This window comes from Fodinibius roseus (assembly GCF_900129315.1).
GTDB lineage: Bacteria > Bacteroidota > Rhodothermia > Balneolales > Balneolaceae > Fodinibius > Fodinibius roseus.
Genome location: NZ_FQUS01000021.1, coordinates 20,771 through 38,384, shown reverse-complemented (window position 1 = coordinate 38,384; position 17,614 = coordinate 20,771). Strand labels below are relative to the sequence as shown.

Genomic DNA, 17,614 nt, shown 5'->3' with positions numbered 1-17,614 from the left:
TCAGGAGATGTTATTCTGGAGGTACTGCAGAGAAAAATAGTTATGCTGGTCTGTCCAGACATTTTCCACGGTAAACCAGTCGCTCACCAGTTCTTCAAACTCTTTAAGAGCATACTTATAAGAGTTCTCGGTATGTATGGATTCGTCTCGGATAAAATGGAATTGCTCGCCCGCGACAGTCACCTCCTGATCGGTTTTAGAAACCAGGTGCATTTCAATGCGGCCCTTACCTTCATTGTAAGTAGCGCAGTGCCGGAATTTATCAAGGCTGAAGTCGGCATCCAGCTCCCGGTTAATATGCCGCAATATATTCTTGTTAAACCTGGCCGTGAGTCCCTGTTTGTCATTATAGGCCCTCTCCAGTACTTCATTATCCTTTTTGAGATCAACTCCTATAAGCATACCGCCGCCTGGCTCCAACATTGTGGATATTGTGGCCAAAAATTGCCGGGCCTGCCTGGGATGAAAGTTGCCAATCGTAGAGCCGGGATAAAAGACTACAAAATGGTCATACGGTTGTTCGATATCAGGAACTTGAAACGGCCGGGTGTAATCGGTATATACCGGATTAATACTCAGGTCCGGATATTTCTTTCTGAGATGTTCGACAACCGACGACAGAAATTTTTCCGATATTTCAACAGGAATATAGGCGGTAACATGCGGAAGATGATCAAGCAATAATTTCGTTTTTTCACTGCTTCCGCTGCCCAGCTCGACCAGCACGACGTCCCTTCCGATCTGCCTGATAATTTCCGGCATATTTTCCCGCATGATGGCCACTTCGGTCCGGGTGGGATAGTATTCATCCAGCCTGGTTATTTGCTCAAATAACTGCGACCCCCGTTCATCGTAAAAATATTTGCTGGGAAGTTTCTTTTGCGGTTTACGTAATCCATCCAGCACCTCTTCAAGCATGGTTGGATGACATTCCTTCACCTGATTTTCCATCGAGAGCCTGTTCGTTGCAAATTTTATTCCGTATCCAGCAATTATCCGTTACACCCATGGTTTACAAAAAACCAAAGTTCCATACCGATCATTCAGTTTAGACAGGAATGAACACGTAACAAACTGAAGTATATTAGCGATGTTCCGGATTGGGATGATCGAAACGGCAGCCGGCCTCCCACTCGGACCGCTGGTTTCCATGTGCCGGAATTCCTCCGGATTGCTCGAGCATATAGGCCAGATGCATCAAATTCCAGGTCATAAACGTCGTGTTTCGCTGGGTAAACTCATTGTCAAAGCCAACCGGCCCGTTTTCTCCTTCATCTCCGTAACTGGGTCCCGGCCCCGCTTCATGGCCTCAACAACAATCTTGCTCTTGTTGGATGGGTGGGCAAGACGTGTCTCCATAAGTACAGAACACGCAGCAGTCTCCTTCCCCGGCTTTTAATACTTCTCCACAGTTCGGACATTCCCAAAAAAATTGGCACGAGTCGGTAGGCATTGTTTCTGTAGTTTTAAGGCTACAATTCGAACAGGTAATGGTTGATTCCCGGGTTATCATGCTCATAGAATGTCAGTAGAGTCAAGCACTAATTTAATAAATAATGATAATGAAATAAATAAGTAAGCCCTGTTGCCAACAGGGCCAACCGGTTTCATCACTAATCCTACTGCTGCACCGCACGCAAACGATCGACCTTGCTCTTGTCCACGGCCTTCATGACCTCTTGCATATTGCTCAAATCTACCTTGTTGGCCTCCACGTACTCAACTGGCAATATCACAACTTTAAAAAACTGCTCCTGTGTGTAATCGTCGCCAACCGTGCCCAGGTCTACATTGCCATACAGAAAGAGCTGTATATCAAATTGCGTATGATCAAAAGCATATTGCATTTCACCACCGTCATCAAAATAAACGGACGCAGGCAAAGGCTGCCACACATCCCCCGCCTCTTCATCAACATCCCAAAGCCAATAGACAGATACAATATCGCTATCATCAATGTCTATAGTCTGTGGGATCTCAAAAACCTCACTATATTCGTTCGATTCATTAAAGTACGCCTCCACTTCGAAGGCCTGACCTACAAATCCCGGAGGGCCCTGGGGACCTCGAGGTCCATCAGGCCCCATTGGACCGGGGTCTCCCTCGCATGAAATCAGAAATAACGCGGCTAACAAGAGGCTGACAGGCTTCATAATCTTCTCCATTTTATGTTGATTGGATAATAAGGCAACTCAACTGGTTTGGTTTTAAAGCGCATATTTGTATCACGACTAACGCCTGCCTATAAGGTAATATTTTTCCGGACAGATGAATTAACATGATCATGTGATCTTCGAGGCTTGCACGCTACATAGCATAATCACATTATGATGTGATTGACGGATTTGGAATTGTCCATTAGCTTGAATACCAAACTCCAATAACTAACGGCAGGTTATGAATCGATTGGCAATGTACAGCAAACGCAGCGATAAAGATGCTTCATCCGGCTGGTTGTGCAACCGGATGGATGAACCAAGCCCAAAAAAACCAACCGGTTTCTTCAATGATTTTGGTTTTAAATAACAAAATTAAATCTCGGGATCGGCCGGCGTATTCGGATTGTTTTGTCGCTCCTGGGAAGGATAAGGATAGTATACCCGGTTCCGCTCCGACGTCAGTGGCGGATTATCAGGGGGTACCGGGCGTCCCAGCCGCCGGGCATCCTCAAAACGCATCCCGCTAAGATACATCTCCGCACTTCGCTGGTAGTAGATTTCCTCAAGCAACGATTCTTCATCCATCGACCCGGAATAAGGCGGGAGGTCTGCTCCCACACCAAAAGGATCATCGGCCGGCTCTTTTGTCCTGATCGCGTTGATCTCATCCACCGCCAGGCCCGGCTGATTCATCCTGACATAGGCTTCCGCACGAATAAGGTTCATCTCGCCCGGCAAATAGACCGGGATGGAAGAAGCCGGCGTCGTATAGAAGCCGCCGAGTTCATCAATTTCAAAACCGTTGGGAGTGCTGGTCGTATCCTCTGATATCAAATAGAAATCCATACGATCGTCTCCGGCCTCGGTGAACTGCGTGCCGAAATTGTCTCTCGGGGCGTACTCCTGTCCCTCATCCCCGCTGGCAACGGCATCATATACCGGGTTCCTGGAAGCGGATCCGTCGAAACTGAATACCGAAGTGGCTGAAGGATCAATTTCGCCGGTGGCGTCAATAGCTTCCTGGTAATTGCCGGCCAGCAGGTGGTACCGCGCCTGCATAGCATAGATGGTATTCTCCAGATCAAAACCGGACAGCATTACGCTGCTGTTAAAATCACTGGAGGGCGGCGTACCTGCGATTTGCGTCTGGGCATTATCAAGCAATGTCAACACCTCGCTCAATACCTGATCCCGGGATGAAAACTCAACTTCGTTTCCAGCTTGTATCGGCGCCTGCTCGAATGTTTGAATCAGATAACCAAGAGACATGGCTTTATATACGCTGGTCAACGCCATAATACCACTGAGCTCGGCTTCATCGGTAATAGTCCCGGGAGCATTAGCCAGAATCTGGTCGCACATGTTAATCATCCTTGTCAGGCCATTCCAGATACTATTGGTACGGCTGTTTTCCGGCGGAAGCGCCACGCCCCCCTCTTCCAGCTCAATAAGACTGGAAAAAGTCGTATTAATAGCCATCTCTCGCGTCGTAACACCAGTATTAAGGATAATATCGGCATAGACGTCACCGGCGTATGTCCCCTGCATGCCGACCACATAAGCACGAATTCCGTCAGCGGATTCCAGCACTTCATCTTCCGTCGCTGAGTTTGGATTGGAAACGTCCAGGTCGCACCCGCCGAGCCAAACCAGCATAACGGCCAAAGCAGCCGCTGTTGTTCGCATCCTGTTGCAGATTAATTTCATCATAGTTATCTCCAATTTCTTTTAAAAGTTAGCAGTCACACCAAAAATGATACTTCTGGGAATCGGCACCTGAACGAAATCGAAACCCCGGACTGCCGTCCGTTGACCCGCCACATTTGTTTCCGGGTCATAACCATTGTAGCTATCAATAGAGAACAGATTCCTTCCGATCACACTAAACCTCAGGCTGCGCAGTCCCAGCACCTCCGGATAAAGCGTGTAAGAAGCAGACATTTCCCGTAGCTTGACAAAAGAGCCATCTTCAATCCAGTTTTCAAATATCCCGAATACCCGGGCGTTGTATCCCTCCGGCAGATCGCCTTCGAGCTCTCGCTCATACGTCTTCATCGTCCCGAAAGCTCCCAGCGACCCCAGACGTTCCGTAAAATTAAACACGTCATTCCCGTAGGTGACATCTAACTGTGCACGAAAGTTCCAGTTTCTGCCGATAGATACTTCATTGATAAAAGAACCATTCCAGTCCGGATTCGGATCACCGATAATATGATCCCCTTCCGCTTCAACGGGTAAAGCATCCTCATCCTTGACGATATTTCCACTTGCATCTCTTTCAAATGCATCGCTGTAAAACACGCCAAGCGGCTCCCCGTTAATAGCGGCCACCTGACTAAATGATTCGGGGATAATAATTACGCCCCCTTCAATTCCTCTGATCTCATTTTCATTGGCCGCAAAGGTAACGGTTGAGGTCCATTGCAGATGATTATTGTTGACCGGTACCCCTTTGAGTAATACTTCGAACCCGGTATTATCAAGAGAACCGAAGTTACCCAATTGTGAGAGGTATCCCGTAGAGGGGGCCGTCGTACGAAATAACAGCAGGTCCTCCGTTTTCTGGTTATAATAGGTAAACTCCAACGTCAGTCGATCCGATAAAAAATTGGCATCCAGCCCAAGTTCGAGTTCGGTCTGGCGTTCCGGCTTCACATTCAATGCCCCTCGCTGGGTGGAGGGCAATAATGCACTCCTGCCATTTACCGAAGAGGGGTTAAACAAGTTAAACCGATCGAAGGCACCAATGGCCGTTTGTCCCCCGGAAGTACCCAGCGATGCACGCAGTTTAAAGCTGGATACAGCCTCACCGATGCCTGACCGTTGCCAAAATGCTTCTTCTGAAACCAACCATGAACCACTTACTTTGGGAAAGAACTGCCATCGCTCACTTTTTCCAAATACGGATGAAGCATCAAAACGACCGGCGCCCGTCACAAAATAACGCTCATTAATCCCAATGGTCTGCTGGGCAAAGACGCCGTAGATGACCGTTTCACTTCTGAATTCCCCCGGCTGGTCAAAATCAGCGCCGCCTGTGACAACCCGGGATCCCAGGGTAAACTCTTCGGCTTGAATGCCTGTCGTCGCCGTTTTTTCATATTGCACCGTACCACCTAACAGGGAGGTCGATTCAATTGAAGGAGTCAGTGATTTCTGATACCTTAGGTTCAAATCATTGTTGATCTGAAAAAACTCCCGTTCCGAACGCCGGCCAAATCCGGTGGTCAATCCAGGGGCCGAGGTTCCATTGGGAATAAATGCCGTCGCAACCTGGCTGTAGGTATCGATTCCCAGCGTATGGTCGATAGACAAACCTTCCAGGGGTAGCAGTGTTAGAGTAGCCCCACCCAGAACCCTGTTCACTTCCTGGTTAAAATCATAGACATCAATCACTTCCAGCGGGTTTGCCAATACCGTATTATTGGGATACTCACCGCTTACCGGGTCCGGGCGCGGGTCCACCGTATTGGGACCAAAAATGAATCCCGTCAAGGCTCCGTACGACGAATTAAGTCCTCCATTGGGAATTTCATTGCTTCTGCTGTTACTGTAGTTGAATTTCATCGAGATATCCGCCCAGTCGGCAAGCGCCTGGTCGAGGTTTAAACGAGCCGTTGCCCGCTCAAAATTGGTAGCCTTTACAATCCCCTGGTTATTCTTATAGGAACCGGACATAAAATAACGGGTATCACCGGACCCACCGCCGATCGAAAGGTACTGATCTGTTCCCATGGCCGTTCGAAAAATAAAATCCTGAAAGTCATAACGCTTGCCGTCCATCACATTCCCGCTGTTATCCAAAAACTGGCCCTGATCGTTCATCGCCATATTGACATCCAGTGTTTTTCGGACATGATCGATATTCACTTTGGATGAATAGGTTATTTCAGGTTTACCCGAGGTCCCTCTTTTGGTAAATATTTGTACCACCCCGTTGTTCGCCCTTGAGCCATAAAGAGCTGCCGCTGCCGCTCCCTTTACCACTTCAATACGTTCAATATCTTCGGGATTCAGATCGACCAGACGATTGGTGGCCGTCCCTCCCACATCGATAAGCTCCGGAGAATCGTTGTTGACAATGACCCCGTCAACAATGTAAAGCGGACTTGCCTGTCCCAAAAAGGTGCCGGCCCCTCTCAATCGCACACTTATTCCTCCGGCCGGATTTCCCGAATTTTGTTGGATGAGCGCCCCGGAAATTTTACCCGCAAGGGCTTGATCAATCTGGGTTGCCCCGGATCCCTGTAACTCATCGGCGTTGACGGTGGAAATAGAATTGCCAATTTGCTTCTTGCTGGTTAGCACGGAAGCACCCGTAATCACAACTTCTTCTGATCCGATCACATCCTGGCGGAGCTCAATGGTACCCAGGGTAATCTCTTGTTCATCGCCAAGATTGATTTCACGCTCTACTCTCCGGTACCCAATAAACGTAATTTGAAGGTTATAGGCGCCCGGTTCAAGCTGGGCCGTCAGCTCAAAATGCCCGTCCGCATCGGCGGAGGTACCGATGGTGGTATTTTCAAAACTTATGTTCGCTCCCGCCAATGGTTCTTCCGTGCGTTCGTCCACCAGCATGCCCGAAATCGTATACGCCACTTCTTGTGCCTGTACTGCAATGGGCAGGAGCAATAGGCAGGCAAGCGATAGTATCCCTTTCTTCATTGATGTCATTTTTTTACCCTTATTTATTCTGTCGGTCTACGTTACCAGTTACTATACAATGAGCTCTATAAAATCCTTCTTGTTCAGATTCCCGACCATTTCCTTCAAGCCCGCAAAATCCACTTCGTTCGCTCCACCTCTTTTTTAGGGTATATCCATGATATCCACACCATCAGTGTGGAGACGACCCCTGAATATCAGCAAGGCTTGGGGAATGAACCGGGGATCAGCAAGTATCAAGTCTCTGGTCTGGCACCCATTTTTATGCTGTCTTACACACATAAGACAACTGCGAATCGAGGTACCCCCAAAGAACCGGACATTTTTTTTTTAAATTTTTAAACCCATTATGGCAGCCGGTTATTTACGAATAATCGCTGATCAGGTCCACAGAAGGCTACCGGTAGCGCAGGATCTCATCAAATATCGCCTGGCGCAGGGGACCCAGATCAAAATAATAGCCGTTTTCCCGCCGGCCTGCGTTCTGGCGGTTGGTGAGCAGGATGACAGACAGGGAATCCTCCGGTACCGCAACCACACTGGTGCCGGTGAAACCGGTGTGACCGAAAGTACCGTCGGGACTTCCTTCAGCGGAAATGATCTTCTTCTCCATCGCCCATCCCAGGCCGTTTCCATGCGCCCCCTTCGTGAGGAAAGTATCAATCACCGACGCCGAAAGGATCTGCTTTTCGTTCGCCTTCCCCCTCTGTATCAGCAGATCAAGGAGCACCTGCAGGTCATCCACCGTCGAAAAAAGTCCCGCGTGTCCCGCCACCCCCCCGTGGGTATGCCAGGCGTTGCCGTCGTTGACCTCGCCGCGGAGCGTATAGGTCCGCCAGCCGTCCCAGGATTCCGGGTCAACCTCCACCTCATATCCAAACCCATCGTCATAGACCATCTGCTTTTCAAAGGGATTGCCATGGGAGGTAGCGGCTATGGCCTCTGCCGGGATCCCATCATCGAGGGGATTGAAGGTTGTGGATTGAAGATTCAGCGGCCCATAGGCTTCCTGCCGCAAGTAGTCATCCAGTCGCCGGCCCGAAATCCGCTCAATGATATCGCCCAGCAGCATAAATCCGAGATCGCTGTAATGCCGCTCCTTCCCCACCGGCCACTTCAGCGGCAGCGAGGTCATATACCGGAGCCGTTCTTCAGCATTCGACGCGTGATAATAGGTCGGCACCCACTGGGGAAGCCCCGAGGTATGCCTCAGCAAATGGCGAATGGTTACCTTCGACTTCGCGGGGCCCTGAAAGCGGGGCAGGTACTGATGCACCGGATCGTCCGGGGACAGCGAACCCGCATCTGCCAGCAGCATGACCCCGAGGGTGGTCCCCATAACCTTGGTCAGCGATGCCAGGTCAAACAGGTGATCCGTGCGCATGGAATCCGGTTCATCCAGCGGCCGCATCCCGTAGTCGTATTTCTGGGCAAAGCCGTAGGCCGCGCGGTGCAGGATGCGGTTTCCCTTTTTTACCTGGACAACCGCCCCGGGAATATGACCGGCGGCTATCTCTTTTCGGATGAGCGAGTCGACCGCCGGGATCGTCCCGGAGACCTGCTCTTCCTGCACCGGTCCCGGGGCCGAAGAGCAGGCCGCAAGCCAGCTGAAGGATAACAATACTACAAAAGCTGCCTTTCTGACTATCATATAACTATGTCCCATTGTTGCATTATGCTTCTTTGCAGATCTTCCGGGATATAATTCATCACGCGACGTCATGCGGTTAATTGTTATTTCTTTTTAAACCGTATTATGAATTCACATCAGACAAGGTAACCCCCATTCGATACAAGGAAAAGTCCTTAAAAAACTCGGATAGTCCCGGCCGGTTCCTCAAATTTTCACCGACAAATCCTCCCGTTCGATTTAATAAAAAAAACCTGAATATCCGCAGAGAACCCTTCCCGTTCCGATCGTGTTCGATGGCAGATTACTCCTTTCATCTCGATTCCGGCTTCAACTCCGGAAACGGGGGAAAAATTGCGCGGGGCGCGGAACTGCTATTGTTTCCGGATCCGGTGGCAAAGAAGTCCCACCAGCACCACAACAAGGCTCCCTACGACCGTATAGAGCGGCCAGGCAATCGCCAGCGGTTCGCCGGGTAACAGGCTGTGTATCGGGCCCTCCACCATAAACAGCAGGGAAACCAGCCCGGTAAAAAATCCGATCATCGCATCCGTTTTGTCCGGCCCGGTCGAAAGGCGTCCCAGCAGAAAAGCTCCCAGCAGCCCCCCATACGTATAGGAAGCGATACCCAGCCCCAGTTCAACTACGGCGGGACGTTCGCCCTCCTGGAGCTGGAGAAAGGCGAAGAAGAAGGCGGATCCGGTCAGAATAAGTGCCCAGACAATAGTGATCAGCCGTGACATCCGCAGATCTTCCGCTTTCGTATTATTTTCACCGAAATAAGGTTTATATAGATCAAATGTAGTGGAGGAGGCCAGGGAATTGAGAGAAGAACTGAGGCTGCTCATGGCCGCCGCAAAAAGGGACGCCACAATCAGTCCCGAAAACCCGACGGGCAGCTCTTCCACAATGAATTTCGCAAAGATCTCATCGGTCGTAGCCAGTCCCAGCTGCTGGGCGGACTGGGCATCATAAAAAGCGTAAAGCAACAGGCCGATAAAAAGGAAAAGCCCGAATTGCAGGGCCACAACCACACCGCTCCATACCAGCGCCCGTTGCCCATCCCGGACATTGCGGGTCGTAAGCAGCCGCTGTACAATAAGCTGATCCGTCCCGTGGGAGGCGACCGAGAACACAGCCCCCCCGATCAATGCGGTAAAAAAGGTATAGGGCCGGGCAAGGAACTCCGAGAGGACAAGATCAAACCCAAAGTCAAACAGATGTAATTTATCGGCGTCGGCCGCCATGGACATGGCCCCGCTCAACCCATCTGGCAAATCCACAAGCATAATCACCCCGGCAAAGATAGCACCGCCGATATAGACCACCATCTGCATGACATCCATCCAGACCACGGCCTTGATGCCGCCGATCAGGGTATAGACAAGCGTTATGGCCGAAATAACCCCGATCGCAAGCAGGTAAACTTCGAAATCGCTCCACCCGGTGAAGGCTCCGCCCAATCGCATAATAATAGCCAGCGGTATGGCCGTGGCGAACAGTCGAACGCCATCGGCCAGAAGCCGTGTTATCATAAACGTGGTGCTGGCCGCATTCCGCATGGCACTGCCGAAACGCTGCTTTAAAAACTGGTAGGCCGTGGTCAAATTCCCTTTGAAATAGGCGGGCAGAAACACTTTACTGACAAATATACGTCCCACAATATAACCAAACGTAATCTGCAGGAACGTAAGATTCCCTCCGTAGGCTACGGCCGGTACGCTGATGAAGGTGAGCGTGCTGGTTTCCGTGGCCACAACCGAAAAAAGGACGGCCCACCAGGGGAGATCATGTCCCCCTAAAAAGTAGTCGGATGTAGAAGCCTGGCGGCCGGCAATGCGGATACCAAGCCAGGCGACCCCCAAAAGATATCCCAGGATGACAACATAGTCTACGAAAGAAAATTCCACACCTATCCTTTTTATCGTTTTTTTAACATTTACATTTGCCAGAAAATAGCGTTATTTATGAGCTAAGATTTACGATTATATAGTTTTTTTAATATAACCCCAAGTAATAGTTGGCGAAACCTTCTTTACAGCCAATAATGCAAGATTCTGATATCAATGATTTACTATAACGAGTACGAAAAGGTTACCTATTACGAGCATATTCCCACGAACATTTATGAGGATGCCTCTACCGCCTCGGCCGAGGTCGCCGAAGAGATTGCCACGCTCATCCGGCAGCGTAATAAAGAGGACAAGCATACGGTATTGGGCCTGGCTACCGGGTCCACCCCCACCGAGGTGTATGCCGAACTTGTGCGGCTTCACAAAGAAGAGGGACTTACCTTTAAGAATGTCATTACTTTCAACCTCGACGAATATTACCCCCTCGACCCTCACTCGCTGCAGAGCTATGTCCGTTTTATGAACGAGCATCTTTTTAATCATATTGATATCCCGGAAGATCAGGTCCACATCCCCGATGGAACGCTTGACGAGAAAGAGGTGCCGGAGTACTGCCGGAAGTATGAACAAAAGATCCGGGAGGCCGGGGGTATTGACATCCAGCTGCTGGGGATCGGACGCACCGGACATATCGGCTTTAACGAGCCGGGATCACGCCCGAACTCCCGCACACGCATGATTACCCTCGACCGCATCACCCGCAAGGATGCCGCCAGTGACTTTTTCGGGGAAGAATATGTGCCCCGGCGGGCCATTACCATGGGCGTGGGTACCATTATGGATTCCGACCGGATTATCCTGATGGCGTGGGGCGAAGGAAAAGCCCCGATCATTCGTGAGGCTGTGGAAGGGAACATCCGTGAGCAAGTGCCGGCCACCTACCTGCAGGAACATGAGAATGCTTCGGTTATTCTGGATGAGGCTGCGGCGGAAAAGCTGACCCGACAGCGCACGCCCTGGGTGCTTACCACCTGCGACTGGGATGACCAGCTCATCCGGCGGGCCGTCGTTTGGTTGTGCCAGAAGGTCGATAAGCCGGTACTCAAGCTTACCGATGAGGATTATAACGAACATGGCATGGGCGACCTGCTGACGGAATACGGCCCGGCCTACGACATCAACATCAAAATTTTTAACGATTTGCAGCATACCATCACCGGCTGGCCGGGCGGCAAACCGGATGCGGATGACACCCACCGGCCTGAACGCGCCAAACCCTTCCCCAAGCGCGCGCTGATCTTCAGTCCCCACCCCGATGACGATGTCATTTCCATGGGTGGAACGCTGATTCGACTGGTGGAACACGGGCACGAGGTGCATGTAGGCTATCAAACGTCCGGCAACATTGCGGTTTTTGATGACGATGTCATCCGGTTTGTGGACTTTGTCTCCGATTACAATGATATTTTTGACATTGATCAGTCCGAGGCTGAGGACATGCTTAAAAACGTCAAAAAATTTATGCAGGAGAAGGAACCCGGCCAAATTGACTCCTACGAAATCAAGCATGTCAAGGGACTTATCCGCCGGGGAGAAGCAAAAGCGGCGGGACGGTACTGCGGTATCCCGGAAGAACACCTGCACTTTCTGAATATGCCGTTCTATGAGACCGGCCGGGTGAAAAAGAAACCCCTCTCCCAGGAGGATGTGGACATCACGGTAGCGCTACTCCGGGAAGTCGAGCCGCACCAGATCTATGCCGCCGGCGACCTGTCGGATCCCCATGGCACGCACCGCGTATGCCTGAAAGCAATTTTCCTGGCGCTTGAAGAGTGCAAAGACGACGACTGGATCGACGACTGCAAAGTGTGGCTGTACCGGGGCGCCTGGCAAGAGTGGGATATCAACGAAATCGAAATGGCTGTCCCCCTCAGTCCCGAAGAATTGACGAAAAAGCGAAAAGCGATATTCAAGCATCAATCGCAAAAAGACCGCCCCCTTTTCCCGGGCGCCGACGAGCGGGAGTTCTGGCAGCGTTCTGAGGAACGAAATCGCGGGACCGCCCAGCTCTACGACGCCCTGGGCTTTGCGGAATATGAGGCAATTGAAGGATTTGTGGAATACAAAGGCAACGGGCAGATAAAGTAGTGGTAACTACAGAACCGTCAAACTCATTTTCAACCTGTCAAGGACTGTTCCGGTCAGGCCCGGCGTTCCAGCCAGTCATAGAACCGGGCAATGGCTTTTGCGCGGTGGCTGATCTCATTTTTTATACCGGCGTCCAACTCTCCAAACGTTTGCTCATACCCGGAGGGACGAAAAACAGGATCGTAGCCAAAGCCGCCGTCCCCGCGCTGTCCGGTCACTATTTCACCCCGGCAGACGCCTTCAAACGTCTGCACGCCCTCCTCTGAAACCAGGGCCACAACCGTACGGAACTGTGCTTTTCGGTTCTTATCCTCTACCCCTGACAGCTCCTCCAGCAGTTTATCCACATTATCCTGGTAGGTAGCCGATGTCCCGGCATACCGCGCCGAATAGACTCCCGGACGTCCCCCAAGAGCCTCCACCTCAAGGCCGGTGTCATCGGAGAGTGCGGGCAGTCCGGTTTGCCCGTGCACGTACCGGGCTTTTTTCAGGGCGTTACCTTTCAGGGTAGGGCGGTCTTCGACGACCTCTTCCAGCTCCGGAAAATCATAGGATGACTTAAGGGTGATCCCCAGCGGGGCCAGGGTCGACCGCAGCTCTTTGATTTTGTCCCTGTTTCGGGAAGCCAGTACGATAGTTTCCATTTTTCCAGCCGCGTATATTTATCGGGGACGTTGCAAAACCATTTTTTGCCTCTGCCGGTGGTCGGTTGAAACCCCTCGTATAAGGGCTATATGCTGCGGCTCCAACCTCCATCTGACCTTGGCCTGAACAAAATTCCCGGTTTTTTAAAGTCCTCTTTGTTTGTATTTATGGATGTATGTATCAATATAAATATCAATAACCCGGGAATCACCGCTCTGAAGTGACCTCTTTCAGCAGCTGCTGAACCTCGTGCCATTTCAGGCGGGGACCGAACTGGGAGACGATCCTGGAGCCCGCCAGACTCGCCAACTTCCCGGCCCCGGCATAGCCGAAGCCGTTCGTTATACCATACAGGAAAGCGCCGGCAAAGATATCACCCGCGCCATTGGTGTCAACGGGATGTACATCATAGGGTTCAATATCGATAAACGTATCGCCGTCATAGATCATCGCTCCATTGGGTCCCTGCGTGATAACAAAACGCTCCGCTTCCTTTTTCAGCGCCTCGCGGGCTTCGCTTACATTATCCTTGCCGGTATAAATCTTCGCCTCTTCCTCATTACAAAACAACAAGTTTACGGAGGCACCTATAACTTCCTCAAATCGCTCCTTGAATGCTTTTACGATAGAGGGATCGGAGAGGGTAAGCGCCGTTTTAACCTGGTGGTCGGCGGCCGTTTTCCTGGTTTCTCTCATTGCTTCATAACCCGTATCGGATGAGACCAGGTAGCCCTCCATATAAACATATTCCGAATCCCGAATAGCCCGCTCATCTACTTCATTCGTCGAGAGTGTTGAGGTGATCCCCAGGTAGGTGTTCAGGGTCCGATCCGCATCATCCGTGATCATCACCAGGCATTTGCCCGTAATCCCGTCCTCCCGTTCCTGCCGGTCAAAATTGGTATCAATCCCGGCCTCTTTCATATCCTCGAGATAGAGATCACCGAAGGGATCATTCGCTACCTTGCACGAATAAAACGCCTTTCCCCCGAACTGGCTTACCGCATAGATGGTATTGGCCGCCGATCCGCCCGGCTTCTCCACCGTCTCCGCCCGGTTAATGTCCCGGATGAGCTGATACTGGGTCTGTTCGTCAACCAGCGTCATCACACCCTTCTGGACGTTATGTTTTTCCAGAAACGCGTCCGTAACCTCGAATTCCATGTCTACCAATGCATTGCCGATACCGTACACATTGTATTTTTTGCTCATGTATATATCTACGTTAGAGTAACACCTCGTTTATTGGGATAGAATCGACTGAAAATACAAACTCTCACGCTCAACCAAAACCTCAACCTCAGCCTTTCAAAGCCGTATGAATCCAACCTGGATTATTCACAAAGAAGACGTATCTATATCTCAAAACTTCTAAAAAATAATGGGATAACGTACGATTGCTATGAATAATCCAGGATAATATCTGGTGAGATCAACTTTTAGGCTCAAAAATAGTATCTTTCCCCCTGACAAATGAGGTACCTTTTCCATGGATCCATTGATAACATTTTTGCAAAGCCGGCTTAGCCGGCCGCTCCCGGGAGAACGTTCCCAGCTAAAAATGGCCCCGGAGCCGGTCGATGGCGGCGCACAACGCAATATGAGTCCGCCGAATGACGCCGACCCGAGCAGCGTGCTGGTGCTGCTGTTTCCGAACAACGAACAACGATGGGAGCTTGTCCTTACCCTGCGCAGCAGCCATATTAATCACGGGGGACAAATTAGCTTTCCGGGGGGACGAGCGGAACCCGGTGAGGAGGCACCGCAGACCGCATTGCGGGAGGCCCGTGAAGAGATCGGCATCGAGCCGGAGGCGGTAACAGTGATCGGACATCTGAGCGACCTGTATGTCGCCTACTCCAATAACCGCGTCACGCCGGTGGTGGGATTTCAGGAAGTCCGGCCAAAGTTCCATATTAATCCCGACGAGGTCGAAGAAGTATTTGCGGTTGAACTCGATTCGCTGATCCGTAAAAAGAATCTCACGGTCGAGGACTGGAATCTTCGCTCCCACACCTACCGCGTCCCCTATTGGGATGTTCATGAGGTCCCTCTCTGGGGCGCTACGGCTATGATGCTCAATGAACTGCTCGTCCTCTACCTGGAATACCTGAACACTTCGACCTCTTAACCAAAATCGTACTGCCGTTGATGAGTGCCCAAAAATGCCGCCTTTGCGAACTTGAAACGCCCGACCCGCCCGTCACGGCAGGGGATGTGGACGGGGTCTTCTGCTGCCGGGGCTGCCTGCAGGTACACCGCCTGCTCCGCGATATGGATAAAGAGCAGGCCCGGGAGCTGCGAACCCAAACGGTTCAGCAGCGAAGAGAGGAAAAAGAGGAGAGGACACTGCCGGATAACCATGAAGAAGCTTTTTTCAGGGTAGACGGCATGCACTGCGCTACCTGCGAATCGTTTGTAGAAGCCCTTGCGGTCCGCCGAAAAGGCATCTACCGGTGCGAAGCCAGCTATGCCTCCGAGATGATCAAAGTCTATTACGATCCCGGTTTCCTGGAGCCGGCCGATTTGCCCCCGCTGCTGAGCAAGATGGGCTATACCGTCCGCCCGATGGATGCGGATACGGACGAAGAGCAGCTTGACCAGGAAGCGCGGCTGATCATTGGCGGGTTCTTCGGCCTCATCGGGCTGCTGCTGTATGCCCTGTTTTTATACCCCTCATACATCACCGGAGAGGGATTTATCCCACTCACAAAGCCGGAACAACTCTTTTTCGTATCCAATATCTTTGTCATGACCTCCTTCGTGCTCGGGTACACCGGGTTTCCCATTCTCCGCGGCGCCTGGGTATCGATCTCCGTAGCCAACCCGAATATGGACCTGCTGGTCAGCATTGCGGCGGTGAGCGCCTACCTCTATAGTGTCGGGGCCATGCTGACAGGTTCCCCGGAGGTCTATTTTGATGTAACGATGGCCATCATCCTGGTCGTCTCGCTCGGCAACTATTATGAAAAGAGCCTTAAATCGGAAAAGCAATCCCTGTTATCCCGGTTCAGCCAGAAGAAGATCAACCATGCCTGGGTGCGGCAAAACGGACAGCTCAAAAAAACGCCCGTATCCGACCTCGAACCGGGCGAACGCGTGCTGGTCAGAGCGGGCGAACGCATCCCGGTTGACGGTACGATAGTAGAGGGACAGGGGGTCGTTAATGAGGCCCTCATGACCGGGGAATCCATGCCGGTTTCCAAAAAGCAGGGGGACCGCGTGCTCAGTGGGACCATTCTCACCCAGAATGCCCTGACGATCTCAACCGGCGAAACCGTACAGAGCACCATTGACGAGCTGATCCGCCTGATGTGGAATATCCAGTCCTCACGTCCGGGCAAACAGCGCCTGGCCGATCGCATTGCCGCTTATTTTGTCCCCGCGGTTCTGATCCTGGGAGCAGGGACCTTTGTCTTTCACCTGGCCGGCGGGACAGCCGTAACCGATGCGATGCTTGCGGCCCTGGCGGTACTCATTGTTTCATGCCCCTGCGCATTGGGACTTGCGACGCCACTGGCGATCGCTTCGGGCATCAGAAGCGGGCTTGAGAACGGGATCATCTTTAAGACGGCCGCTGTCTTTGAAGAAGAGGCACATATCGATATCGTCGCCTTCGACAAGACGGGAACACTGACGAGCGGACATATGCACCTGCTGGATGAGGGGTCGAGTCCGCAGGCCCTGCGGTATGCCGCCCTGCTGGAGCAGTACTCCTCGCATCCCGTTGCAAAACCAATCGCCGCATTAGCCTCTGCCGATACGAGCAGCCATAGCCTACAAAACGTCCGCAGCTGCTCTACCGGGCTGAGCGGCGATATCGGGGCCACCCGGGTCTGGGTGGGACAACCCGAGTGGCTGAAAGAAAAACAGCTCCGGCTCCCGCCCGACCTCAGGACGAAAGTCAGTGCAAGCCGGGAGCAGGGACAACTCCCCGTCGGCGTGGGATGGGATGGGGAGATCCGGAGCATTCTCATCGTCGGCGATCGTCTCCGGGAGGACGCCCAAAGCGTGATCTCCGGTTTGCGAGAAGAGAAGAAAAAAATAGCCCTGATTACCGGCGACAGCGAACGAGCCGCCCGGGCGTCCCGGGAAGCGTTGGGGCCGGATTTCCTGTTTACCGAAGCCCGGCCCGAATCCAAATCCAATATCATCAAAGAGCTGCGCACATTCGGTCGTGTTGCGATGGTCGGGGACGGCAGCAATGATGCTCCCGCGCTTGCTGAAGCTGACCTCGGTATTGCTTTTGGTGATCTCACCGCCATAGCGGCGGAATCCGCCCAGGTCGTCCTTCCCGGCGACCGCCTCCCTGTTGTTCCGAGGGTTTTCCGGGCGATGCGGCTGACGCGAAACCGCATACGTCAAAATCTGGGATGGGCCTTTCTCTATAACCTCATTACGATTCCCCTGGCTGTTGCGGGGACTATAAACCCGCTGTTTGCGGCGGGGGCCATGGCGGCAAGCAGCCTGCTGGTGGTCGGAAACTCCTCCCGGGATATGCCTATATAAGA

Annotated in this window: 13 protein-coding genes and 1 pseudogene; 4 read left to right on the top strand and 10 right to left on the bottom strand. The window is 51.9% G+C overall.

The window, feature by feature from the left end; translation table 11 throughout:
* From egtD to BUB16_RS16535, 4 genes and pseudogenes are all read right to left on the bottom strand, one after another.
* Positions 1-951, bottom strand: coding sequence for an L-histidine N(alpha)-methyltransferase (egtD, locus tag BUB16_RS16550; RefSeq protein ID WP_073067109.1), 951 nt, complete (start codon positions 949-951; stop codon positions 1-3).
* A gap of 133 nt (positions 952-1,084) precedes the next feature.
* Positions 1,085-1,303 (bottom strand): annotated as a pseudogene (locus tag BUB16_RS22295) (flavodoxin family protein); the annotation flags it as partial.
* 6 nt (positions 1,304-1,309) lie between these two features.
* Positions 1,310-1,519, bottom strand: coding sequence for a GDCCVxC domain-containing (seleno)protein (locus tag BUB16_RS22290; protein WP_350354144.1), 210 nt, complete (start codon positions 1,517-1,519; stop codon positions 1,310-1,312).
* Between the two features lie 100 nt (positions 1,520-1,619).
* Positions 1,620-2,135, bottom strand: a complete 516-nt coding sequence (locus BUB16_RS16535) for a hypothetical protein (protein WP_211483212.1) — start codon at positions 2,133-2,135, stop codon at positions 1,620-1,622.
* A gap of 262 nt (positions 2,136-2,397) precedes the next feature.
* On the opposite strand from BUB16_RS16535, the gene BUB16_RS22055 reads away from it, so the two are divergent.
* Positions 2,398-2,526 (top strand): hypothetical protein, encoded by a 129-nt coding sequence (locus tag BUB16_RS22055; RefSeq protein ID WP_280173662.1) that lies wholly within the window; start codon positions 2,398-2,400, stop codon positions 2,524-2,526.
* Between the two features lie 5 nt (positions 2,527-2,531).
* Here the strand turns inward: BUB16_RS22055 and BUB16_RS16530 are convergent, their stop codons facing one another.
* The 4 genes from BUB16_RS16530 to BUB16_RS16515 form a co-directional block, all read right to left on the bottom strand.
* Positions 2,532-3,869 carry a RagB/SusD family nutrient uptake outer membrane protein gene (locus BUB16_RS16530; RefSeq protein WP_084088370.1) on the bottom strand — a complete coding sequence of 446 codons (1,338 nt, stop codon included), beginning with the start codon at positions 3,867-3,869 and terminating at the stop codon, positions 2,532-2,534.
* A gap of 18 nt (positions 3,870-3,887) precedes the next feature.
* Complete coding sequence (locus tag BUB16_RS16525) at positions 3,888-6,827, bottom strand: SusC/RagA family TonB-linked outer membrane protein (protein WP_073067105.1); 2,940 nt, start codon at positions 6,825-6,827, stop codon at positions 3,888-3,890.
* A gap of 397 nt (positions 6,828-7,224) precedes the next feature.
* A complete protein-coding gene (locus BUB16_RS16520) occupies positions 7,225-8,478 on the bottom strand; it encodes a serine hydrolase domain-containing protein (RefSeq protein WP_084088377.1) in 1,254 nt (417 codons plus the stop codon).
* A 353-nt stretch (positions 8,479-8,831) separates the two neighbouring features.
* On the bottom strand, positions 8,832-10,367 hold the full coding sequence (locus BUB16_RS16515) for a sodium:solute symporter (protein WP_073067101.1): 1,536 nt from the start codon (positions 10,365-10,367) through the stop codon (positions 8,832-8,834).
* Between the two features lie 156 nt (positions 10,368-10,523).
* Here BUB16_RS16515 and nagB point away from each other — a divergent pair, with 156 nt between their 5' ends.
* Positions 10,524-12,458 (top strand): glucosamine-6-phosphate deaminase, encoded by a 1,935-nt coding sequence (gene nagB / locus BUB16_RS16510; RefSeq protein WP_073067099.1) that lies wholly within the window; start codon positions 10,524-10,526, stop codon positions 12,456-12,458.
* A 53-nt stretch (positions 12,459-12,511) separates the two neighbouring features.
* Here the strand turns inward: nagB and rdgB are convergent, their stop codons facing one another.
* Positions 12,512-13,102, bottom strand: coding sequence for an RdgB/HAM1 family non-canonical purine NTP pyrophosphatase (gene rdgB, locus BUB16_RS16505; RefSeq protein ID WP_073067097.1), 591 nt, complete (start codon positions 13,100-13,102; stop codon positions 12,512-12,514).
* Positions 13,103-13,310: 208 nt separating this feature from the next.
* The gene (locus tag BUB16_RS16500; RefSeq protein WP_073067095.1) at positions 13,311-14,315 is read right to left on the bottom strand and encodes an adenosine kinase; all 1,005 of its coding nucleotides are present in this window, start codon (positions 14,313-14,315) and stop codon (positions 13,311-13,313) included.
* 277 nt (positions 14,316-14,592) lie between these two features.
* On the opposite strand from BUB16_RS16500, the gene BUB16_RS16495 reads away from it, so the two are divergent.
* The gene (locus tag BUB16_RS16495) at positions 14,593-15,234 is read left to right on the top strand and encodes an NUDIX hydrolase (RefSeq protein ID WP_073067093.1); all 642 of its coding nucleotides are present in this window, start codon (positions 14,593-14,595) and stop codon (positions 15,232-15,234) included.
* A gap of 20 nt (positions 15,235-15,254) precedes the next feature.
* Positions 15,255-17,612, top strand: a complete 2,358-nt coding sequence (locus BUB16_RS16490) for a heavy metal translocating P-type ATPase (protein WP_073067091.1) — start codon at positions 15,255-15,257, stop codon at positions 17,610-17,612.
* The last annotated feature ends 2 nt before the right edge of the window (positions 17,613-17,614 follow it).